General features: G+C 64.8%; 20 protein-coding genes. 9 read left to right on the forward strand and 11 right to left on the reverse strand.

Features of this window, described 5'->3' with window-relative positions; genetic code table 11:
• Window positions 1-12: 12 nt before the first annotated feature.
• The 4 genes from KU43P_RS14050 to KU43P_RS14065 all read right to left on the reverse strand — a co-directional run bounded on the left by KU43P_RS14050 (window position 13) and on the right by KU43P_RS14065 (window position 3,399).
• On the reverse strand, window positions 13-1,653 hold the full coding sequence (locus tag KU43P_RS14050; protein WP_317657983.1) for an intermembrane transport protein PqiB: 1,641 nt from the start codon (window positions 1,651-1,653) through the stop codon (window positions 13-15).
• Window positions 1,637-2,281 (reverse strand): paraquat-inducible protein A, encoded by a 645-nt coding sequence (locus KU43P_RS14055; protein ID WP_317657984.1) that lies wholly within the window; start codon window positions 2,279-2,281, stop codon window positions 1,637-1,639. The genes KU43P_RS14050 and KU43P_RS14055 overlap by 17 nt, the downstream gene beginning before the upstream one ends.
• A complete protein-coding gene (locus KU43P_RS14060) occupies window positions 2,278-2,880 on the reverse strand; it encodes a paraquat-inducible protein A (protein ID WP_411567215.1) in 603 nt (200 codons plus the stop codon). Before KU43P_RS14060 ends, KU43P_RS14055 begins: the two co-directional genes overlap by 4 nt.
• A 198-nt stretch (window positions 2,881-3,078) precedes the next feature.
• Window positions 3,079-3,399: a hypothetical protein gene (locus KU43P_RS14065; protein WP_317657985.1), complete on the reverse strand. Its 321-nt coding sequence runs from the start codon at window positions 3,397-3,399 to the stop codon at window positions 3,079-3,081.
• A 255-nt stretch (window positions 3,400-3,654) separates the two neighbouring features.
• Between KU43P_RS14065 and KU43P_RS14070 the strand changes: the two genes are divergently transcribed.
• From KU43P_RS14070 to KU43P_RS14080, 3 genes are read left to right on the forward strand one after another with little or no spacing between them, the layout of a single operon-like run.
• Entirely contained in the window at window positions 3,655-4,317 is a 663-nt protein-coding gene (locus tag KU43P_RS14070) for a TetR/AcrR family transcriptional regulator (RefSeq protein ID WP_317657986.1), read from the forward strand.
• 50 nt (window positions 4,318-4,367) lie between these two features.
• A complete protein-coding gene (locus tag KU43P_RS14075) occupies window positions 4,368-5,894 on the forward strand; it encodes an MDR family MFS transporter (RefSeq protein ID WP_317657987.1) in 1,527 nt (508 codons plus the stop codon).
• 46 nt (window positions 5,895-5,940) lie between these two features.
• A complete protein-coding gene (locus KU43P_RS14080) occupies window positions 5,941-6,414 on the forward strand; it encodes a YMGG-like glycine zipper-containing protein (protein WP_317657988.1) in 474 nt (157 codons plus the stop codon).
• A 58-nt stretch (window positions 6,415-6,472) separates the two neighbouring features.
• On the opposite strand, the gene KU43P_RS14085 is transcribed toward KU43P_RS14080, so the two are convergent.
• From KU43P_RS14085 to KU43P_RS14100, 4 genes are read right to left on the reverse strand one after another with little or no spacing between them, the layout of a single operon-like run.
• On the reverse strand, window positions 6,473-7,264 hold the full coding sequence (locus KU43P_RS14085; protein ID WP_317657989.1) for a sugar phosphate isomerase/epimerase family protein: 792 nt from the start codon (window positions 7,262-7,264) through the stop codon (window positions 6,473-6,475).
• Window positions 7,261-8,001, reverse strand: a complete 741-nt coding sequence (locus tag KU43P_RS14090) for an SDR family NAD(P)-dependent oxidoreductase (RefSeq protein WP_317657990.1) — start codon at window positions 7,999-8,001, stop codon at window positions 7,261-7,263. Before KU43P_RS14090 ends, KU43P_RS14085 begins: the two co-directional genes overlap by 4 nt.
• Window positions 7,998-9,347, reverse strand: a complete 1,350-nt coding sequence (locus tag KU43P_RS14095; RefSeq protein ID WP_317657991.1) for an MFS transporter — start codon at window positions 9,345-9,347, stop codon at window positions 7,998-8,000. The genes KU43P_RS14090 and KU43P_RS14095 overlap by 4 nt, the downstream gene beginning before the upstream one ends.
• A 42-nt stretch (window positions 9,348-9,389) precedes the next feature.
• Window positions 9,390-10,217, reverse strand: a complete 828-nt coding sequence (locus tag KU43P_RS14100; RefSeq protein ID WP_317657992.1) for an amidohydrolase family protein — start codon at window positions 10,215-10,217, stop codon at window positions 9,390-9,392.
• 145 nt (window positions 10,218-10,362) lie between these two features.
• Here KU43P_RS14100 and KU43P_RS14105 point away from each other — a divergent pair, with 145 nt between their 5' ends.
• Window positions 10,363-11,316, forward strand: a complete 954-nt coding sequence (locus tag KU43P_RS14105) for a LysR family transcriptional regulator (RefSeq protein WP_317657993.1) — start codon at window positions 10,363-10,365, stop codon at window positions 11,314-11,316.
• Window positions 11,317-11,327: 11 nt separating this feature from the next.
• Here KU43P_RS14105 and KU43P_RS14110 read toward each other — a convergent pair whose 3' ends face one another.
• Entirely contained in the window at window positions 11,328-11,807 is a 480-nt protein-coding gene (locus KU43P_RS14110; RefSeq protein ID WP_317657994.1) for an isochorismatase family protein, read from the reverse strand.
• A 270-nt stretch (window positions 11,808-12,077) separates the two neighbouring features.
• On the opposite strand from KU43P_RS14110, the gene KU43P_RS14115 reads away from it, so the two are divergent.
• The 5 genes from KU43P_RS14115 (at window position 12,078) to KU43P_RS14135 (ending at window position 16,828) form a co-directional block, all read left to right on the forward strand.
• Entirely contained in the window at window positions 12,078-12,386 is a 309-nt protein-coding gene (locus KU43P_RS14115; RefSeq protein ID WP_317657995.1) for a hypothetical protein, read from the forward strand.
• A 232-nt stretch (window positions 12,387-12,618) separates the two neighbouring features.
• Window positions 12,619-13,674 (forward strand): Rieske 2Fe-2S domain-containing protein, encoded by a 1,056-nt coding sequence (locus KU43P_RS14120; protein ID WP_317657996.1) that lies wholly within the window; start codon window positions 12,619-12,621, stop codon window positions 13,672-13,674.
• Between the two features lie 14 nt (window positions 13,675-13,688).
• A complete protein-coding gene (locus KU43P_RS14125; RefSeq protein ID WP_317657997.1) occupies window positions 13,689-15,044 on the forward strand; it encodes an FAD-dependent oxidoreductase in 1,356 nt (451 codons plus the stop codon).
• Between the two features lie 129 nt (window positions 15,045-15,173).
• Complete coding sequence (locus KU43P_RS14130) at window positions 15,174-16,094, forward strand: LysR family transcriptional regulator (protein ID WP_317657998.1); 921 nt, start codon at window positions 15,174-15,176, stop codon at window positions 16,092-16,094.
• Window positions 16,095-16,189: 95 nt separating this feature from the next.
• The gene (locus tag KU43P_RS14135) at window positions 16,190-16,828 is read left to right on the forward strand and encodes a TetR family transcriptional regulator C-terminal domain-containing protein (protein WP_317663817.1); all 639 of its coding nucleotides are present in this window, start codon (window positions 16,190-16,192) and stop codon (window positions 16,826-16,828) included.
• A 6-nt stretch (window positions 16,829-16,834) separates the two neighbouring features.
• On the opposite strand, the gene KU43P_RS14140 is transcribed toward KU43P_RS14135, so the two are convergent.
• The gene (locus KU43P_RS14140) at window positions 16,835-19,627 is read right to left on the reverse strand and encodes an amino acid adenylation domain-containing protein (RefSeq protein ID WP_317657999.1); all 2,793 of its coding nucleotides are present in this window, start codon (window positions 19,625-19,627) and stop codon (window positions 16,835-16,837) included.
• Window positions 19,628-19,740: 113 nt separating this feature from the next.
• Window positions 19,741-20,913: an MFS transporter gene (locus tag KU43P_RS14145; RefSeq protein ID WP_317658000.1), complete on the reverse strand. Its 1,173-nt coding sequence runs from the start codon at window positions 20,911-20,913 to the stop codon at window positions 19,741-19,743.
• Window positions 20,914-21,141: the final 228 nt, after the last annotated feature.

The following is a 21,141-nucleotide window of genomic DNA, read 5'->3' on the forward strand; positions in this document are numbered from 1 at the left end:
TGGCCTGCGCCCTCAGGGTTTCAGGTTTTCTGCGCCGGCCGCTTTGGGTCGGCCACGAATCAGCGATTCCGGGTGACGACCCAGGTAGTCCGACAGGTCGCGCAGGGAGCGTGACATGCGGTCCAGTTCGTCCAGGGTTTCGCCCAGGCGTTCGCGTTGCGGCGAGTCTTCGGAAATGGCCGCATTGGCGGTCTGCAACGTCTTGTGAATCTCGTCGAGGGTGGTTTTCACGCCGGGCAAAGTCTGGCCATTGAACTGCTTGAGGCTCGCGCGCAGGTCGCGCAGGCTGCCGTCCAGGTTGTTGGCGATGCTCTCCAGCGGCAACTTGCTGATGCGTTCGATGAAGTGCTGCAACTGCTCCTGGAGTTTTTCCAGGCTGCCCGGCAGCGTGGGAATGACAATGGGCTCGGCGGCCATGTCGAAGGCGACCTTGGGCGCTTCGGGGTAGAAGTCCAGGGAAATGAACATCTGCCCCGTGATCAGGTTGCCGCTGCGTGCCTGGGCGCGCAGGCCATGCTCGACGAAGGTGCCGATCAGCCGCCGCGCCCCGGCCATGTCGCCTGGGGTCTGCTTGAACGCCGCAAGCATTTTCTGGTGCACCGGACCAAGGCGCTGTGGGTAGATGACCGCATCGACCACTACCGGGAAACTCTGCTTGACCTGGTCGTAATCGAGCTTGATCGAAGTGACCTTGCCGAACTCCACCCCCTTGAACTCCACCGGCGCGCCCACCGACAGGCCGCGCATGGCCTGGTCGAAGCGCAATTGCAGGTATTGCGCCTGGCCATTGGGCGGTGACAGTGCCGTGTCGCGGTCGGCAAACAGCTGGAAGTGCGCCTGGTCCTCGGCGGGATGGGCATCGGGTGCGAAATCGGGGGAGCCGAAGGCCAGGCCGCCCACGAGAATCGACGACAGTGACTCGGTATCCACTTTCAGGCCATTGGCGCCAATCTGCATGTCGACACCGCTGGCGTTCCAGAAGCGGGTATCGGCGGTGACGAAGGCGTCGTAGGGCGCTTGCACGAATATGCCGATGTCCACGCCCTTGCCATCGTCCTGCAGGTTGAAGGACACCACCTCGCCCACCGGGATCTTGCGGTAGTAGATCGACGAGCCGATATCCAGCGAGCCCAGGTCACTGGCGCTGAGGTTGAAACGCTTGCCCTTCTCGCCGTAGGTAATAGGGGGCGGCAGCTCCAGGCCGGTGAAGTTCTTCTCCGGCGCCTTCGACTCACCCGCATCGGCGCCGATGAAACTGCCCGACAGCAGGGTATCCACACCTGAAATGCCCCCTGCACCGATCCGTGGGCGGACGACCCAGTAGCGTGCGCCCTCGGTGGCGAACGACTCCGCATCGTTGGACAACTGCACCTTGACCAGCACGCTCTTATGGTCGGGAGCAAGGTCCACCGTGGTCACCTCACCGATCACCACGCTGCGGTACTTGACCTGGGTCTTGTGCGCCACCAACCCTTCGCCGGAAGGAAACGAAATCGAGATCACCGGCCCTTGCTGCATCCAGTTGCGCACAACCAGGGAGGCACCCACCAGAATCGCCAGGATCGGCACGATCCACACCAGCGACACATTCCAACGCCGGGTACGAATCTGCGCTTGCCCAGGGCCTTCTCGATTGTCACTCGCTTGCGCCATCGGTGCCGCCTCCATCGTTGCCAGGGTCGTCCCAAATCAATCGTGGGTCGAAGCTCATTGCCGAGAACATGGTCAACACCACCACCATGCCGAAAAACAGGATGCCCGGGCGCGGCTCGATGGTGCCCAGGCCACGCAACTGCACCAGCGCCGCCACCAGGGCCACGACGATTACATCGAGCATCGACCAGTAACCGATCAGCTCCACCCCACGGTACAGCTGCGAGCGCTGCCGGCGCGCCCAGGCGGAGCCGCTCTGGGCGGTGAACAGCAGCAGGCCGAGGGAGAGGAACTTGATCGCGGGTACACCGATGCTGGCGATGAAGATGATCAGGGCAATGTCCCAGGCACCGGCTTCCCAGAACTCGAGCACGCCGCCGACAATTGTGCTGTCGCTGCCACTGCCGAGCATTTCGGTATGCATGACCGGCAGCAGGTTGGCTGGCACGTAGAACACCAGTGCCGCCAGCAGAAAGGCCCAGCCGCGGGTAATGGCATTGGTTTTACGCGGGTGCAGCGGGGCACCGCAGCGGTTGCAGGTGTGCGAACCGTCGCCCAGGTCGCAGGCCTGGCCGCAGCCGTGGCACAGACACAGGCCCATGTCGTCGGCCTGCACGGGCGTGTTCAAACCTGCTCCCACAGGTCGCGTATGTCGCGCCCGGCGATATAGATGATGAGCATGCTCAGTGCGGCCAGGGCGATCAGGCCGATACCCGGGATCACATCGAGCAGGCCGGCCAGCTTGATCACGGCCACCAGCGCACCCAGCAGGCAGACTTCCAGCATGCTCCAGGGGCGCAGGCCTTCCAGGCAGCGCATGCACATGGCAAACCCGGGCGCGCGGCGGCCGGCCAGGGCAAAGCTCAAGACCCAGCACAACAGGGCGATCTGCAGTATCGGTGCAAAGATGATGGCCAGGGCCATCACCAGGGCGATGAAGGTAATGCTGCCGCTGCTCAGGATCAGCACCGAATCCCACAGGGTGGCCGAGTTGGACAGGCCCTGCATGCCGATGGTCATCACCGGGTAGAGGTTGGCGAACACCAGCAGAACTGCGCCCGTGACACTCAGTGCCAGGCGCTGTTGAACGCTGAGGCTGTTATGCCGGTAAAGCACGCCGCCACAGCGCGGGCACAGCGCACGCTGATGCCGTTGCACGGGCGCACGCTCGTACACCGCATCGCAGTATTCGCAGATGACCAGGTTCCGGGGCCGGCTAATGCTCATGTTCTTTCCCTAACGACAGTCTTGTAACAGGCAGTCACTCCAGGCCTTCATGTACGCTGACACGAGCAAGCCTAGTAGGAAAATGTACTTGTGCAGGCCTAAGTAAAACTAATTACCTCAGGGAATGGCAAAACGGCGAGGCCAGGGTATCGACCTGGTTGTCGCTACCCTGGTCTCGCCGTCTGGGCGAAGCCTGGATCAGCCGCGGATGCGCGCCAGAGAGCGTTCCGCCGCCGTCTGGAAGACGCGGCGCAGGGCGTCGATCTGGTTTTGCGACAGCCCCTTGGCGCAAATCAGCCCCTGCAGGAAGCCGATGCCCCAGTTGCGGGCCTCGTCCAGTTGCTGGCGGTCTTCGGCGTCAGCAATGTCGCCCAGGTGGAGAGCGGCATGGTGTTCGTAGCGGTCTTCCAACGCCAGATCGCGCAATTCCTTCAGCGCGATCTTGAATTCGGCAGCGGCAACATCGTCCAGGCCCAGGTGCTCGAACTGCAGCAGGCTCAGACGGTCGGTGGCGGTCATCGGCGAATCTCCGTTTCTCAATCAGGGCAGCAGGGCAGGAACATCACCAGCCAGCGTCGACGCCTCCAGGTGGCGGACGAAGGGTGGTATCGGTAAAGGCTTGTATAACATAGGAAGGGCCTCTCTCCCTAGTGGTGAGCGCCGTCCGGTCGGCTTTGACGCAGGGCTGTGCCTTTCGTCGTCATCACTAAATTTAAATTGAATTTAAGTTAAAACTGAATCAGGCTCCCTGCATTACCCAGTGGAAGCACAGCCATGGCAACTACGCCCCGTGAACCTCGCAAAGACGGCGAAGCCACCCGCGCCCGGATCCTCCAGGCGGCCGGTGAACTGTTCGCCGCAGTCGGTTATGCCGAAGCCAGCAACAAGGCCGTAGCGGCCAAGGCCGAAGTCGACCTGGCGTCGATCAACTACCACTTCGGCAGCCGCAACGGCCTTTATCTGGCGGTGCTCGACGAAGCACGGCGGCGCTTCCTGGACATCTCCGATCTGCAGCGCATCACCCTCGGTCAGCAGCCAGCGCCGGAAAAGTTGCGCGCACTGATCGAGCTGGTGGTGAGCAAGGCCACACAGGTGCGCAACAACTGGCACCTGCGCGTGCTGGCCGCCGAGGTGCTGGCGCCCAGCCCGCATGGCCAGGCCCACCTGCAGGCCGGCACGCCGCTGAAGCTGGCCTTGCTCAAAGGCCTGTTCAGCGAAATCACCACTCTGCCGCCAGACTCACCTGCGCTGACCCGCTGCATCCTCTGCGTCACGGCGCCCTGGGCGATGCTGCTGATCGGACCGCGCGGGTCGTCCGGTGCGCTGCACGAGATTCTGGGCATGCCCGCCGACGAGGTAAGCACGCACCTGTTCCACTTCGCATTGGCCGGCCTGGAAGCAACCGGGCGCCAATACGCCCAGGGCGAGGGTTGCTGATCATGCCTACACGCGCCGCTCAATCCCCCCTCTCGGATCGAGACACCGCCATGCCGTCGACTGCCACCGATGCGTCTTCTGTCACGCTGGCCGAGCCGGACAGCCACAAGACCTCCCTCCCCTGGCTGCTCGGCGCCTTGATGCTGGTGATGTTCCTCGCCGCCCTCGACCAGACCATCGTCTCCACCGCGCTGCCGACCATCGTCAGCGACTTGGGTGGCCTGCGTTGGCTGTCCTGGGTGGTCACGGCCTACCTGCTGGCCTCCACCGTGGTGGTGCCGTTGTATGGCAAGTTCGGTGACCTGTACGGACGCAAGCGGGTACTGCAGATCGCCATTGCCCTGTTCCTGCTGGGCTCGGCCTTGTGCGGGCTGGCCCAGGACATGACCCAGCTAATCCTGTTCCGCACCTTGCAAGGCCTGGGCGGCGGCGGGCTGATGGTGGTGGCGATGGCCGCCATCGGCGATGTGATCCCGCCTGCCGAGCGCGGGCGCTATCAAGGGCTGTTCGGCGGCGTGTTCGGCCTGGCGACCGTGGTCGGGCCGCTGATTGGGGGCTTTCTGGTCGAGCACCTGTCGTGGCACTGGATCTTCTTCATCAACCTGCCGCTGGGCTTGCTGGCGGTGCTGGTCATCGGCGGCGTGTTCCGCCCGCATGTCGCCCCGATCAAGCACGTGGTGGACTACATTGGCGCCTTCTTCCTCACCATAACGCTGGGCTCGCTGGTGCTGATCACCAGCCTCGGCGGCAGCCTGGTGCCGTGGGCGTCGCTGGACATCCTGTGCCTGGGGCTGATCGCGGTCATCGGCCTGACCGGCTTCGTGTTCGAGCAGCGACGCGCCGCCGAGCCGATCATGCCGCTGCACCTGTTCCGTCATCGCACCTTCGTGCTCGCCGGGCTGATCGGCCTGATCGTCGGTGTGTCGCTGTTCGGTTCGGTGACGTTCCTGCCGCTGTACATGCAAGTGGTCAAGGACGCCACGCCGACCAGTGCCGGCTTGCAGATGCTGCCGTTGATGGGCGGCCTGCTGGTGGTGTCGGCCATTACCGGGCGGTTGATCAGCCGCTGGGGGCGATATCGGATCTTCCCGATCGTCGGCACCCTGCTGCAAGTGATTGCCCTGGGCCTGTTGAGCCGGCTCGACCTGGACACGCCAAAGCTGCTGCTGAACCTGTACATGGGCCTGCTTGGCGCCGGCCTGGGCATGGTCATGCAGGTGCTGATCCTGGCGGTGCAGAACAGCGTCGAACGGCGCCACATGGGCATCGCGACCTCGGGCGCCACCCTGTTCCGCTCGATTGGCGGCTCGGTCGGCGTGTCGGTGTTCGGGGCCTTGTTCTCCCATTCGCTGCTGAACAGCCTCTCCGGCGATTTTGCCGCCACGCCCGGCGGCCCCGCGAGCCTGTCACCCACTGCGGTGCATGCGCTGCCCGCGCCACTGCAGCAGGCTTACCTGCAGGCTTTTTCCGGGGCGATGCATGGGGTGTTCCTACTGGCCGCAGTGATTACCAGTGTGGCGTTCGCGTTGTCATGGTTGCTACGTGAAGTGCCGCTGCGTTCGGCGGCCACTGGCTGACCGGACTATTCTGAGGAATGCAGTTCCTATCCAGTGGAGGTGTGCCATGCGTACGCTCACGTGGAGTTACCTGCTGGTACTGCTGTGTGCAGCGCCTGCAGTCCAAGCCCAGTCCGTTGTACCGCTCAAGGGCCAGAGCAGCCAGCAGACGCAGCTCGACATCAATGACTGCAACACGGTGGCGACCAACGCAGCCAATAGCGCCACCAGCAGCACCAGCCCCCCTGTCGGTGGCCGGGTCAAAGGTGCGGCCGTCGGCGCCGCGGCGGGCGCTGCGGGTGCGCAGGTGCGCGGCAACCAGCACGAAGCGCTCTACGACCGGGCCAGCGACGACGCCAAGCAGCAGTATCGGCAGAATCGCGCCGGCGAAGTGGCCGCCGCCGGGGCCGTGGTCGGCGGCTCGCGCCAGCGCCAGGAACGCCGCCAGGACCGTCGCAACCAGGGTGAGGCACAGAGTTCGGCACATGCCAGTGCCTTCAGCGGCTGCCTGCAAGGGCGTGGGTATCAGGTCAATCCTTGAAATCACAAACCCTGAAATCGGCGGGAGCCGGCTTACCGGCTCCCGCAAGGGATCGCGTTCACAGGCAGGCCAGCCAGGCGCAGGTGACATCGTGAGCCTGCCGCAGCCGCTGTTGGCCCGTCGGCTCCCGCGATGGCGTTTCCACACTGATCTGCACATCCGCCGGCATGGCCGCGAGCAACGCCGCCAACGGCAATTGCCCCTGCCCCGGCAGCAACCGCCCTTCACGGGCCTCGTCGATGATCAGCGCCTCCACCGGTGCCTGCCATGGCGCATCGCACAGTTGCACGGTGCGCACGTAACCTGGCGGCACGCGGGCGATGTCCGCCACATCGCCACCCGAGCGAAACAGGTGCAAGGCATCGAGCAACACGCCACCGTTGCCCTGCCCCGCCGCCGTCACCACGGCGGCCGCATGCTGCAGCGTGGCCACTGGGCGCCAGCGCATGAACTCCAGGTCCACGCGCAGCCCATACCCCTTGGCCAGTTCGCACAATGCCGCGAAACGCTGCGTCAGCCGTACGTTATCCGTATCGTCCCCGGACACCGTGAGGCTCTGTGCACCAAGCTCGGCGCCTGCCGCCAGCAATGCTTCGCAGTCGGCAACCTGCAATTGGGGTGTCAGCGCGACGAACTCGATTTCGGCAACCCGCACCCCCTCGCCCCTCATCACCCGTTTCAGCTCAGCCATCGCCTGGCTGCCCTGCACCAGCGGATAGGCCAGCGCCCCTGAGTGCACCGGATGCAGGCGCAGCCCCACGGCGCCAAAGCCTACCCTGCCGGCCTCACGCACCAGCGCCGTGGGCGCCAGTTCCAGGGCCGTCAAGTGCGCCACGGCCAGGCGTTTCAATAGGTCGCCCTGCCGCCGCTGAGGTCGAATACGAAGCCGGTGGTGAAGCTGCATTCGGGCCCTGCGATCCAGGCCACCATGTTGGCGATCTCCTCGGCCTTGAGGAAACGCCCCATGGGGATCTTGGCCTTGCTGGCGGCGATATGCTCCGGGGTCATCTCGGCCATCAGCGGCGTTTCGACCATGGCCGGGGCGATGCAGTTGAGCAGCACGCCGTCCTGCGCCAGCTCCTTGGCCGCAGCCTTGGTGAACGCAATCACCCCGGCCTTGGCCGCTGAATACCCCGAGATGAACTGCACGCCGTCCTTGCCCGCCATCGAAGCGATGTTGACGATGCGCCCGAAGCCGCGCTCGCGCATGTGCGGTATCGCCGTGCGGCAGCAATAGAAGACGCTGTTCAGGTCGACGGCGATGACCTTTTCCCAGGCCGCCGGCGGGTACTCCCAGCACGGCAGTACCGGGCCGTTGATGCCGGCATTGTTGACCAGGATTTGCACCTGGCCCAATCGCGCCAGCACCTCGGCGAATGCCGCCTGCACCGATTCCAGCGAAGCCACGTCGACGGCCTGGCGCAGCACCGGCTCGAAGCCGCTGGCACCACTGTCCCAACCCTCGACCGCCAGGTCCCAGATCACCACCTGGGCGCCGGCAGTGTGCAGCCGCTGCGCGATGGCCAGGCCGATACCGCGCATGCCGCCGGTAACGATTGCAGTTTGCCCTTGCAGGGTTTGGCTCATTGTCTTGCTCCATTTTCGACACAGGGGAGATCCGGCAGGCGACGCAGGTCGCGCACCATGAACAGGTAACACAGCGCACCGAGCGCGGTGATGGTGGACACGAAGGCGAGGGCCCAGACGAACGAGCCCGTGGCACTGACGATCAGGCCGATGGTCAGCGGGGTGACGATGCCGGCCGCGTTGGCGAACAGGTTGAACAACCCGCCGCTGAGGCCCAGCAGGCCTTTCGGGGCGATATCGGAGACGATCATCCAGGCCAGCGCCGACATGCCCTGCGCGAAATAGGCCACGCAGAGGATGCCGATCACCTGTGCGTCGGACTCGACGTAGTTGGCCAGGACGATGATCGAGGCCGTCAGCAGGCCGGCGATCACCGGCAGCTTGCGCGCCACGTTCAGCGAATGGCCACGGCGCAGCAAGGCGTCCGACAGCCAGCCCCCGGCCAGGGTGCCCAGCGACGCGGCGATGAACGGCAGTACCGCGACCCAGCCGACTTTCAGCCAGGGCATGTGCCGTTCGGTCACCAGGTAGGTGGGGAACCAGGTGAGGAAGAACACGTTGGTCGAGTTGCAGGCGAACTGCCCCAGGCAGATGCCCAGCATATTGCGGTGCTTGAGCAGTGCCGGGATCTGCGACCAGCGAAACACCGTGGCCTTCTGCCCACCGTCGACCACCCCCCCGCCGGCGGCGATGTAGTCCAGCTCGGCCCGGTTGGCGGAGGTGGACTGATGCGGCTCATGGTACTTGCGCCACCACAGCAGCCCGTACAGCACCCCCAGCAGGCCGACCGCCATCAGCAGGAAGCGCCAGCCATAGGCGTGCAACACCCAGAACAGCAACGGCGTGAGGAACGCAAGGCCGGTGTATTCGGCAAAGGTGTAGATGCCGGTGGCCCTTGCCCGCTCGCTCTGCGGGAACCAGGTCGCCACCACCCGGCTGTTGGTGGGGAAGCACGGCGCTTCGGTCACGCCCACCAGAAAGCGCATGCCCAGCAGCGAAAGAAAGCCTTGGGCCAACCCTTGCAGGCCGGTGAACAGCGACCACAGGGTCAGCGCCAGCCAGTAGGTGAACTTGGTACCCAGGCGATCGATCAGGATGCCCCCGGGAATCTGCGCGGCAGCGTAGGTCCAGGAAAACGCCGAGAAGATCACCCCCATCAACGCCGCGTTCAGGCCCAGGTCGGCGCTGATGCTGGGCGCGGCGATGCCCATCACGCTGCGGTCCAGGTAGTTGATCATGGTGCCGCCACTGATCAGCGCCAGGATCATGAAGCGGGTGCGAGTTCTGTGTTGCAGGCGCGCGGGCGTGTCTAGCACGCCTTGGCCGAGGTGCTGTTCAACGGTCATGACAATTGCTCTGTTGTTATTGGAATGGCAAATGCGCGCGGGTCAGGCGAAGCCGAACAGGCGCCTGGGTGTGTCCCACAGGATCTTTCGGCGCAGGCGGGGCTCCGGCATCAGGCGTTCGGCCAGTTTCAGCAGCGGGCCGTAGTCGACACGTGACGGTTGGCGGATGAACGGCCAGTCCGAGCCCCAGATACAGGCATCCGGGCCGAAGGCTGCGATCAGGGCCTGCACATAGGCGCTGCTCTGTTCGTGCAGGGCATGCGCGGCGGCAAATTTCTGCATGCCGGAGAGTTTCACGTAGACCCGGCCAAGCCGCGCCAGCCTGAGCAAGGCCTGGAAACCGGCCTGCTGCACGCCCGCTGCGGCATCCGGGCGCCCGCAGTGGTCAATCAGCACGCGCACGGTGCTGCGCTCGATCAGGCCCTGCAAGTCGACAAGCTGGTTTTCGCAGACCTGGATCTGGGCGAACAGGCCGAGCTCGGCCAGCCTGGCCAGCAGCGGTTCGGCCTCTTGCAGCCTGGACAGGCCGTGCATGGCGGGGTTGAACGCCACACCCACCACCCCTTGTTCGCGCAGCGCGGCCAACTGCTCGAGGCCGATCTGGCCATCAACCACCGCCACGCCCTTGAAGCGCCCCTGGCCGGAGGCCAGCGCATGCAACAGGCAGCGGTTGTCGGTGTGGTAGCCGCTGTTCGGCCCGACCAGCAGCGCATGACGCACGCCATAGGCGTCCATCACCTGGTCGAACTGCTCCAGCGGGGCAATCTCCTGGCCAGCCGGCGCGTAGGGCGCATCCGGGTGGTAGGCAAAGCGCGCAGGGTCAAACAAATGGTTATGGCAATCGATCTTCGGTTCATCAAAGATGTTCAAAGGCGGTTCCTTCAAGCGCCACTGCGCTTGCCTGCAGATCTTGTTATCGTTCGCCGTCCAGGCGATTACCTGGGTCCAAGATACTGCGGGCGTGTGCGTTGCGCTCATACACAGATAATCAAGACCATAACCTGAGGTAATACCCATGCATCCCGCCAAAGCCAGCAACGATGCCGGCACGATGGTGTTCAAGCTGCGGCATATGGAGGTGTTCCGGGCGGTCATGCTGACCGGCTCGATCAGCGCCGCCGCCAAGCTGCTGTATGTCTCGCAACCGGCGGTGAGCAAGCTGATTGGCTATATCGAGGGGCGGCTGACCTACCGCCTGTTCGAGCGCATCAACAACCGCCTGGTGCCCACCGAGGAGGCGCAGGTACTGTTTCGGGAAGTCGAGCGGGTGTACCAGGCGGCTTTGCAGGTCAACGAATGTGCGCTGTCACTGGCGGCAGGCAGTCACCGAAACCTGCGCCTGTGCTGCAGCGCTTCGCTCTCGACGGTGGTCATCCCCATGGCCCTGGCCCGGCTCAAACGCGAGTCGCCCGCGTTGCAGATCGAGTGGCAGACCTCGCTGATGGGCGAGATGCCCAACCAGATCCTGTCGAAGAAGGTCGACCTGGCAATCGCCGCCCTACCGGTGGTTCACGATCACCTGCACTCCCAGCCTTTCATGCGCGGGCGCATGGTGGCGGTGATGCCAGCCGATCACGTGCTGGCAGGGCAATCTACGCTAGCCCTGCACGAGCTGGCAGGCCATGCACTGTTGCTGTTTCGGCCAGACATGCCGTTTGGCCAGCTGCTCGCCGAAGCGATAGCGCGGCGCGGCCTGCAACTGGATTCGCTGCTGTCGTTCACCAATGCCAACGAAGCCGTGGCGTTGGTCAAGCAGGGCATGGGGATTACCCTGATCGACGAGTTCGTGGCGCAGGACAGTGGCCTGGCAGTGGTGCCCTTGGCCGAGGACATCCACTTCGACATCAGCTTCGTCTACTCGCGCTTCGAGCCACCGTCGCAGGCGGCGCTGCAATTGATGCGGGTTTTGCAGGAACAGGCGCTGCGGCTGGGTCGAAGCATCGATGGGGGCGCCTTGCCCGGCGTGTGAATGGCTGCCCTTCAAGCGTGGCGTTCGGCCAGGATCTCGGCGCGGGTGGTGACGTTGCCGAAGTGATGCTTCCACAGCTCGATCCCCATTTTCCCGGAGCGGTCCAGCGAGGAGCCCACTGTCAGGTCGGTAATCAAGGTCGGCATCAGCCCGGCATCGAACAAGGCGAAGCCTGCGGCCAGTACGCAGGTCTCGGTCTGCAAGCCGCAGACCAGCACCCGCTGCGCCCCCAGTTGGCGCAAGTGCTCGATGGTTTCGGCAGTCTGGCCATAGCCGTGTTTGACGAACACCTTGTCGGCTTCGACCAGGCTTTCGTCCTGGGCGGCGGGGTGCCAGCCGAGCTGCCGCTGGAAGGGGGTGACCTGCTCGTCGTGCAGCTCGATCGAGGCGATGGTGGGAAGGGTGGCGGACAACGCCCGGATGCCATCGACGAGCCACTCGGGCGGGCTGAATGTGGACTGGACGTCGACGATGAGAAGAACCTGCCGCATGAGCGCTCCGAGGGTTGGGTAAAGGTGCGCAGTATAACGTTCCTGCCCCCCATGGCTGCAGTGGGCCAGTAGCGAGCCGTGGCCGTCCGATCATTTAAGTAACGGTTTTCTAGAACTTTTTCCGGTTTGCTGGTCTATGTGAACAGGCCTGTTGGCCTAACGCCCCATAGTCAGCAGAGGTTGTCTTCGCTCATGAAAATCCATGTCCCACGGATAGTGCTTCTTGGCCTGTTCGCGTTCGCGGCAATGGGCTCGGCATCTGCAACACCGATGAAGGTTTCAACCCCGCTGCGCGCCACAGAGGCAACGGCAGTGAAGGCCCCCGACAACCCGTGGCCGAACCTGGCCAGCGAGGGGCTGGAGCAGCCCGCCACGCTGCTGGCCCATGATGACCGCTATTGGCATGACGACCACAGGCATGACCGGCGCGACGACTGGCGTCGTGATCAGTGGCGCCGTGAGCAATGGCGCCGCGAGCAGGCACGGCGTGACTGGGAACGCCGCCGCGACTGGCAACGCCAGCATGAACGGGCCATGCGCCACCGGTATGAGGCGGAGCATCACTACTACCGCCGCTGATGGGGCCGTTTGCCGGCCCTATCGCCGGCAAGCCGGCTCCCACAGCTTCAGTGCTGGCTCAACAACGGCTGGGCATTTGTGGGAGCCGGTTCGCCGGCGATGAAGGCAACGCAGGCCAACCCGCATAACGGCGGGCATATGACCAACATGTTTCCTGCGCCATGGGCAGGCACCCCAGGCTTCTCTAGCATCGACTTCGCATTCGATGGCATCAAAAACAAGGAGAAGCGAAATGCCCACCCCCGCCGCAGCCTGCGCTACCCCCACCTGGAACCCGATCACCCAGACCAGCTCCTTCACCCCGCACGACCGTGAGATCCTCACTCGCCACTGGCACCCCGTGGCCTTTTCCGCCGACGTCGGCGACAAACCCTACGCTGTGACCCTGCTGGACGAACCCATCGTCCTCTACCGCACCGCCGGCAAGTTGAACGCGGCCCGCGACATCTGCAGCCATCGCGGTGCACCGCTGAGCAAGGGTTGGGTGCAGGGCGAGAACATCATCTGCCCTTACCACGGCCTGCATTTCGGCACCGATGGCCGTTGCACCCGCATCCCCTCGGAACCCAACGCCAACCTTACCGAACGCCACCGCATCCAGATGTATGCCACACGCGAAGACTACGGGATGATCTGGGTGCTGATGGCCGGCAGCGATGCGCCGTTTGCCGAAATGCCGTCCTGGCATGACGCAAGCTTCCAGCGCATTCTGCCTCCGTCGATCGACATCGCCGCCTCGGCCGGCCGCCAGGTGGAAGGCTTCATCGACGTCGCGCACTTCGCCTGGATTCATCACGACGCCTTCGCCGACCGCGACAACCCGGTAGTGCCTACCTACAGGGCCGAGCTTACCCCCCACGGCATGCATGCCGAATACATCAGCAGCGTCAGCAACTTCCCCAAACAGTTGCAGCACCGCGCGCCCGAGGGTTTCCAGTGGAAGCGCACGTTCGATGTGTTCGCGCCCTTCACTGCTCGCCTGGCAGTGAATTTCCCCGATGCCGAACACCGTCTGGTGATTCTCAACGCAGCCAGCCCGATTTCGGCGCGCAAGACCCGCATGTTCTGCGCCATCACCCGCAACTTCGACCAGCAGCTGCCGCTGGACGACGTCTATGCCTTCAACCAGCAGGTGTTCGAGGAAGACCGCGACATCGTCGAGCTGTGCCGCCCCGAAGACCTGCCGCTGGACCTCTCGCTGGAGATCCACATCCCCGCCGACCGCTCCTCGACGGCCTATCGGCGTGCCTTGAGTGCCTTGGGCCTTGGCCGCGCTTTCACCAGCTGACGGGAGTCGCGAACATGTACAAATGGGAATGTCTTGTGTGTGGCTTCTTCTATGACGAAGCCTTGGGCAGGCCGGAAGACGGCATCGCAGCGGGTACCCGCTGGGAAGATGTGCCGCAGGATTGGTACTGCCCTGAATGCGGGGTCGGCAAGGCCGACTTCGAAATGGTCCGGTTGCCGCTGAAGGCCGAAGTGCCACAGGCGGCGGCGCCAAGCGAACCGGTGGTGATACTCGGCTCCGGGCTTGCCGGCTATACCGTGGCACGCGAGCTGCGCAAGCTCGATGCCGTGACGCCGATCATGATCGTGACCCGCGATGGCGGCGAGTTCTACTCCAAGCCGGCATTGTCCAATGCCTGCCAGAGCGGACGGCTGCCCGATCAGTTGGTGACCAGCGATGCCGCGCACATGGCCGTGCAGCTCAACGCTACGATCATCACCCACACTCAGGTCGAGCGCATCGATGTCGACGCCCAGTGCATCTACCTCGCAGGCAAGGCGCAGCGCTACGGCGCCCTGGTGCTGGCATTGGGTGCAGACCCGCGACGCCCGTCGCTCAAAGGTGACGGCGCGGATGCACTGATCACGGTGAACGACCTGGACGACTACCGGCACTTGCACCAGCAGATCGGCCAGGCCAGCCGCATCGCCATTCTCGGCGGCGGGTTGATCGGCTGCGAATTCGCCAACGACCTGTGCCATGCAGGGCACGAGATCATCATCGTCGACCGCGCCACCTGGCCATTGAGCCGCCTGCTGCCCGAACAGGCCGGCGAAGAAATGGCCAACGCCCTGCACGCCATCGGCGTGCGCCTGGAACTGGGCAATGGCCCGGTCGCCGTGCATCGCAGCGCCAACGGCCTTGAGCTGCAACTGGCCGATGAACGCGTGCTCGAGGTGGACTACGTGCTCAGCGCCATCGGCCTGCAGCCACGGGTCGAGCTGGCGCGCACGGCCGGCCTCACGGTCGAGGCTGGCATCGTCACGGATGCGCACCTGCGCACCAGTGCCAGCAATGTCTATGCCCTCGGCGACTGTGCCCAGGTGCATGGCCTGCTGTTGCCCTACGTGATGCCGATCATGCTCCAGGCGCGAGCGCTGGCGCAGACCCTGGCCGGGCAACCGACAGCGGTCGCCTACCCCGCCATGCCGGTCACCATCAAGACCAGCGTGCTGCCCACTGTGGTCGCCTCGCCGCTGGATGACCAGGGGTTGTGGTCGACCGAGTTGCTCAGCCGCTGCGACAAAGGCATCGCGGCTGTTCGCTCGCTTTACCACGACCGCGACAGCCGGGTGCAGGGCTTCGTGCTGATGGGCGCGGCGACCCAGCAGAAAGCCGAGTTGCTGAGCGCCCTGCCTGCCTGGAGGTGACAGCACAGGCCGGCTTGCGTTATATATCTTGATATATACCGAAAACAGCAACCTTCTGCGGGAGCCGGCAAGCCGGCTCCCGCAGGGATCGCACTCGCATTCAGGTTTTTGCAGTGCTGGAGAGCGCCTGTGCCCAAACCCACCCCCAACTGCGATGCCCAGCTCCTGCGCACGCTGCACACCCTGCTCACCGAAGGCAGCGTTTCACGCACCGCCGAACGCCTCGGGCAAAGCCAACCCGCCATCAGCGTGGCCTTGCGCCGCCTGCGCGACATGACCGGTGACCCGCTGCTGGTCCGCAGTGGCAGCCGAATGCTGCTGACCAGCCACGCCCAGACCCTGATCGACCCCGTGCGCCAGGCCCTGGCCGGCATCGACCAGGTGCTGCACCCGGTCGACCACTTCGACCCCGCCACCAGCCGGCAGCACTTTCGCATCAGCACGCCGGACTACCTGAGTGTATTCTTCGTGCCCGCCATCATCGAACGCTTCCACGCCCAGGCGCCCTGCGCCACCCTGGAGCTGACACACCTGCAGGCCGAAGGGGGTTACGAGCATGGGCTCGAAGAGGGTTCGCTGGACCTGGTGATCGGCAACTGGCAACGCCCGGCCCAGCACTTGCACCTGCAATCCTTGTGCGACGACGACCTGGTGTGCCTGATCCGCGATGGGCACCCCATCCCTCCCGGCGGGCTGACCCGCGAGGCCTATAGCCAGGCCGACCACCTGGATGTGCTGACCCACACCGCCGGCGGGCACGGCACCATTGGCACAGAGCTGGGCAAGGCCGGCCTGGTGCGACGCGTGACCACGACCTTGCCCTACTTCTGCCTGGCGCCTTACGCGCTGGTCCGATCCGACCTGGTATTCACCACCACACGCGCCTTCGCCCGTCACTACGCCGAGCTGCTGCCTCTGCGTATCGAACCCTTGCCGGCAGCCACCAGGCCGTTGCGCTATTACCAGCTCTGGCACGCACGCAAGCACCGCGCACAGGCCTCCAAATGGTTGCGTGGCCTGGTCCTGGCCAGTGCCAACGCCATTGCGTGACGCACCACAGGCTTTTGTCAGGCGACTCACACTTACGCTATATATTTTTGTATATTGCGCTTTTACCCGCTTCAGGGAAGCCTGCCGTGTACATCATGCCGTTCGAACTGCCACGAGAAATGCCCAAGGCTTGCGAGGAGCCTTTGGCCGATCCCGTACGCAGCACCATCCTCAATGCCGCCAGCGAAGCATTCGCCCAGCAGGGCTACGCCGCAACCAAGCTGTCGGAGATCGCCACCCTGGCCTGCCTGCCCAGGTCCAACGTGCTCTACTACTTCAAGTCCAAGGCGAACATTTACAGCCAGGTGCTGGAGGACATCGCCCCCCGCTACCTGGATGCCTGCGCGCCCTTCCAGCACGACGACGCTCCGCTGGAGGCGTTGAGCCGCACGGTCACCGCCATGATCCGCCTGTTCGAGGGCCGCCCGTTCGCCTCCAAAGTGCTGCTGCAGGAACTCAAGGAAGGTGGCCGGCGCATTCCTGGGGACTTTCTTGAACGCTGGGCCTGCCAGGCCCAGGAAAATACCGCGCAGATTCGCCAATGGATTGGCAGCGGGCAACTGGCGGCGGTCAATCCAGAGCATGTACTGCCTTCGGTCTGGGCCATTGCGCAGGCGTGCATCGACCGCTGCTGGCATGCCCCGGCGGGTGCGGGGCAAGGTATCGACTACCGCGTGGCAACGGCTTCATCGGTGCGCTTGCTGCTCAACGGCCTGGCGCCGGGCAACCGCTGACCGCACTCAGGCGGCAGGCTCCAGAGCCTGCGCCAGGCGTTTCCTGCGTGCCCGGCTCCAGCGCTTGAGCGCCAGGCGTATGGCCAGGTTCCAGCAATAGGCCACCAGCACCCCGCCGACGATGGCCAACACCACGGCAAGCAGGGGTTGGTCGCTGATACGCCGGGCCACCGACTGGAATTGGTAGTGGGTCAGGTAGATGAACAGCGTCGACGAGGCGATCAGCGCACCGCCCCGTGCGATGGCCGCCGGAACCGGTACCGACCGGCACCAGATCAGCGCCAGCACCGCCGGCAGGGCAATATCGATGTGCAGCCCGCTGAGCCACACGTCCCAGCCGTATCCGGCGATGGTCACCAGCTCCAGCTCGCCGACCACCACCACGGCTACTGCGCTGGCCAGCCATTTGCGTCGCGTCGTATCGGCGTATTGCACGGCCATGCCAAGCACCATGGCCGCCAGATAGTGCTGGGGCACGCGGTTGTATAACGCGGTGGCATCGAACACCCAGCGGCTAAGCGCCAGGTCTGCCACCAGAAGCGCGCAGGCGGCCAGCAACAAATGGCGGAACGGATTGGCCATGATCAACTGGCGCACCGGCTTGATCGACAGGACAAGGCCGATGATCAGCACCATCTGCACCAGCACTTCGATGTACCAGTAGCTGAAGTGGCCCACGGCCTCGGCGGGGAACCAGTTGGAGATCAGCAGCAGCGATTGCCAGTGCACCTGGTCGAACACGCCTTGCACCAAGGCGGTGTACAGCAAAGTCGGCAGTGCAATGGCGAGCATGGACTTGATCAGCGAGCGCGCGTCACCGCGTTCATTGATGGCGTTGACCTGGAAGCGGGCCAGGCCGAGCCCGGACACCAGGAACAACGCGGTGGTCTCCCCCATCACCATGCCGTTGCCCAGCACGCCCAGGTGGCCCATGACGATCAGCAGGATCGACAACATGCGCATCAACACCGGCATTTCCATGGCCCGTAGCGCGTGCCTGGGCGCCCTGCCCTTGCCGGCCAATTCGGCCAGCGCCTTCACCGGCATCAGCTCCCAGCGCGGCGGCAGTTGCCCGACCAGTTCCTCGAGCACCGTTGACGCCTGGACGAACGACAACGAATCGCCCCCCAGCTCAACGAAACTCAAGTTGGCATCGATGTGCGGCACCTGGAGTATCCGCGCCCAGGCATCGGCCAGTTTCTGCGCCAGCGGTGTCAGTGCTTCATGGCCATTGCCTGCCGGCACTTGCGTGGGCGCAGGCAGCGCTCGCCGATCGATCTTGCCATTGGGCGTCAGCGGTATCGCTTCGATGAACACGAACAGCGCCGGCACCATGTAGTCCGGCAACTGCCCTGCGACCGCCTCGCGCAGTTGCGCACAGGCCACGGCCGAATGCGCGACACAATAGGCAATCAGCCTTGGCGCCGCGCTGTCGGTACTGGCCACCACCACGCACTGTTCGATTTGCGGTAGCCGGGCGATCACGCTCTCGATCTCCGCCAGCTCGATGCGATGGCCGCGAATTTTCACCTGGCAGTCGGCGCGCCCGAGAAAGGCGACGCTGCCGTCTGGCAGGTAGCTGCCAAGGTCGCCGGTGCGGTAGCAGGTATCACCCTGCGCTGCGGTAAACGGATTGGCCACGAATTTTTCGGCGCTCAGCACCGGGTCGCGCCAATACCCCAACGACAGGTAGGGGCTGCGAATCAGGATTTCGCCCACCTCGCCTTCGCCTACCAATTGCTGGTGATCGCCTACCACCAACACCTGTGCACCGTCGATGCCTTTGCCCAGCGGAATCGCAGCCTGTTCGGGCAGCGTGTCGAGTTGATGGAAGACCATCGCCTGCGGGGTTTCCGTGGTGCCGTAGAAATTCACGCTGGTGGCATTGGGAGCGATCGTTCGCAGGGTCTGGTAAAGCGCAGGGCTCAGAGCATCGCCGCCCCAGAACAGCCAGCGCACCTGTTCGAGCCGCTGCTGGTTGATGCCCGCGCCCGTGGCGATCAACTTGCCCAACGGTGGCGTCAGGTGGATCACCGAGACCCCCTGGCTTGCTATCCAGGCCGCCAGCTGCGCTGGATGCGTCAGGGTCGACTGGGCCGGGCACACGACCGTCGCACCGATCGACAATGGCGTGAAGATGTCCCGATAGACTGGGTCGTGACCCAGGCCGGAGAGCAGCGAGAAGCGGTCCTGCTCGCTGAAACCATGCCGGCGAACATGCCACTCGATGAAATGCACCAGGGGCGCGTGATGGGTCACCACCCCCTTGGGCGTACCGGTGCTGCCGGAGGTGAAGGTGATATAGGCAGGAGCGGCCGGGTCGACCTCGGGCAGCGCCTTAGGCTGTTCGGGGAACTGCAGCAGGGCGCGAGCGGGTAGTTCTGGCACCCTGACCACCTGCGCCGAGCCAGGGGCGGCTACCTGTGCCTCGCCACAGCACAGGATGAACGCAGGCTCCAGGCTGTCGACCAACTGCGCGATACGCGCTGCCGGGTAGGCCACATCGACCACGGTGAACGGCAGGCCGGCGCGCAGCGCGCCGAGCATGGCGTACACCAAGCCGGCACCACGGCTGCAGACGATCAGCACCCGATCGCCACTGCTGCCACCGCGTTCACGCAGGAAACCGGCGATGCCATGGCTGATCTGCTGCAACTGCCGATAACTGCAACTCAGGCCGTCGCCGATGATGGCCGGGGCATCAGGTGAACGCATCTCCTGTTGCAGAAAGTCGCTGAAAATCGGCCTGTCGGCACGGTATTCCAGGCACAGCGTCGGGTTCGGGCGAGTGTCCTGCATGGGGTATCTCGTCGGCGGCGTGATGACGGCTGATTTGATCAAACGCTAGTGCACGCGGGGCCTGCGCGCCAATGCAGATGGTCGCGAGCCTCTGCCATGGGGCGTTAGGGGGCTCAGGTGCCGCTGCGTACCTTGCGCATAACCGCCAGCACCAGGCCAACGTTGGCCAACGCCAGCAAGCACAAAGTCACCAGCACCCCCATCGAGCCGAAGTGCTCGAACAGGTAGCCGCCCACCAGCGGCGTCAATGCCTGCCCGATCAACGAGGGCCGCGACATGCGCCCCATCAGCAACACATATTGCGCTGGCGGCATCATCGCCAGGGGCAACAGCCCCCGCACGATCGCCCGCAGACCATTACCGCAGCCGAACACCAGCAGGCCCACGGCAGTGGCCGCCGGCACCAGCGTCACCAGCAGCAGGCCGGCCAGCACCAGGCTGACCCAGGCCAATGCTGTCCAGATCGGATGGCGCTTGCCGGCCAGGATCTGCAGCACCCGCGACGCCACCTGGCTGGGGCCGAGCATCGCCGCCAGGCCGATGGCCACAGGCAGCGAATGGCCAAGGCCCTGGAGCACGGCCACCAGTTGCACGGCAATCGCCGTCATGATGATCGCGCCGATGGCGAACAGGCTGGTCAGCAGCAGGTAGAGCTGGCGGTCGACCAGAGGCGCATCACCGTTGTGCTGTTGCCTGCGCACCTCGACCCGCCCGCCAGCCGGCAGCACCCGCCAGTACAACGGTGCCACCACCACACTCAATACCAGCGCGTAGCACACGCAGGTCACCCGCCAGCCCAGGTGCTCGATGGCCAAGGCCACGATGGGCCAGGACAGGGTCGAAGCGAAGCCGGCGATCAGCGTGATGCCAGTGATGGCCTTGCCCGCGCCTTCGCCATACAACCCGCCAAGCGTGGCGAACAGGGCTTCGTAGAGCCCCATGGCCATGCCCACGCCGATCACCGCCCAGGCCATCAGGAACACCGGCAGGTTGTGGCTGGCAGCCATGATCAGCAGGCCCAGGGCGACCACTGCACCGCTGGCGGCCATTTGCGGGCGGCCGCCGTAGCGGGCAGTCAGACGGCTGCTCAGGGGGGCGAACAGGGCCGAGACCATCAGGCTCAGCGACAGCGCGCCGTAGACCCACTGGCTGGGCCAGCCGGTGTCGCGGCTGATCGGGTCGGCCATGACCGCCATGAGGAAGAACGAACCGCCCCAGACCAGGATTTGCAGAACGCCCAGGGCGACGATGGCGAGGGGCCTGGGGAAAGTAGCGGTGGTGTTCACGATGGCGGGCCTTGAATCACTGGCGAGGGTGTCTGTACCGGCCTCATCGCCGGCAAGCCGGCTCCCACTGGGTACCCTCCGTTGCCCGGGCCTTGCGTGGGAGCCGGCTTACCGGCGATGAGGCCAGTGAGGGCACCCTACCATGCCCGCCATCGATGAAATATCCCGACATATCATTGCCCGTGATAATAACCTTCGCTGCGTTCGATTCGTGCGCCACGCGCAAGG

This window comes from Pseudomonas sp. KU43P, from assembly GCF_033095865.1.
Classification (GTDB): Bacteria; Pseudomonadota; Gammaproteobacteria; order Pseudomonadales; family Pseudomonadaceae; genus Aquipseudomonas.

Excerpts from the sequence above, each read along its gene's own strand:
- KU43P_RS14050 (WP_317657983.1), bottom strand. The coding sequence starts at position 1,653 with ATGGCGCAAGCGAGTGACAATCGAGAAGGCCCTGGGCAAGCGCAGATT.
- KU43P_RS14060 (WP_411567215.1), bottom strand. The coding sequence starts at position 2,880 with ATGAGCATTAGCCGGCCCCGGAACCTGGTCATCTGCGAATACTGCGAT.
- KU43P_RS14065 (WP_317657985.1), bottom strand. The coding sequence starts at position 3,399 with ATGACCGCCACCGACCGTCTGAGCCTGCTGCAGTTCGAGCACCTGGGC.
- KU43P_RS14070 (WP_317657986.1), top strand. The coding sequence starts at position 3,655 with ATGGCAACTACGCCCCGTGAACCTCGCAAAGACGGCGAAGCCACCCGC.
- KU43P_RS14075 (WP_317657987.1), top strand. The coding sequence starts at position 4,368 with ATGCCGTCGACTGCCACCGATGCGTCTTCTGTCACGCTGGCCGAGCCG.
- KU43P_RS14080 (WP_317657988.1), top strand. The coding sequence starts at position 5,941 with ATGCGTACGCTCACGTGGAGTTACCTGCTGGTACTGCTGTGTGCAGCG.
- KU43P_RS14090 (WP_317657990.1), bottom strand. The coding sequence starts at position 8,001 with ATGAGCCAAACCCTGCAAGGGCAAACTGCAATCGTTACCGGCGGCATG.
- KU43P_RS14095 (WP_317657991.1), bottom strand. The coding sequence starts at position 9,347 with ATGACCGTTGAACAGCACCTCGGCCAAGGCGTGCTAGACACGCCCGCG.
- KU43P_RS14105 (WP_317657993.1), top strand. The coding sequence starts at position 10,363 with ATGCATCCCGCCAAAGCCAGCAACGATGCCGGCACGATGGTGTTCAAG.
- KU43P_RS14110 (WP_317657994.1), bottom strand. The coding sequence starts at position 11,807 with ATGCGGCAGGTTCTTCTCATCGTCGACGTCCAGTCCACATTCAGCCCG.
- KU43P_RS14115 (WP_317657995.1), top strand. The coding sequence starts at position 12,078 with ATGAAGGTTTCAACCCCGCTGCGCGCCACAGAGGCAACGGCAGTGAAG.
- KU43P_RS14120 (WP_317657996.1), top strand. The coding sequence starts at position 12,619 with ATGCCCACCCCCGCCGCAGCCTGCGCTACCCCCACCTGGAACCCGATC.
- KU43P_RS14125 (WP_317657997.1), top strand. The coding sequence starts at position 13,689 with ATGTACAAATGGGAATGTCTTGTGTGTGGCTTCTTCTATGACGAAGCC.
- KU43P_RS14135 (WP_317663817.1), top strand. The coding sequence starts at position 16,190 with ATGCCGTTCGAACTGCCACGAGAAATGCCCAAGGCTTGCGAGGAGCCT.
- KU43P_RS14140 (WP_317657999.1), bottom strand. The coding sequence starts at position 19,627 with ATGCAGGACACTCGCCCGAACCCGACGCTGTGCCTGGAATACCGTGCC.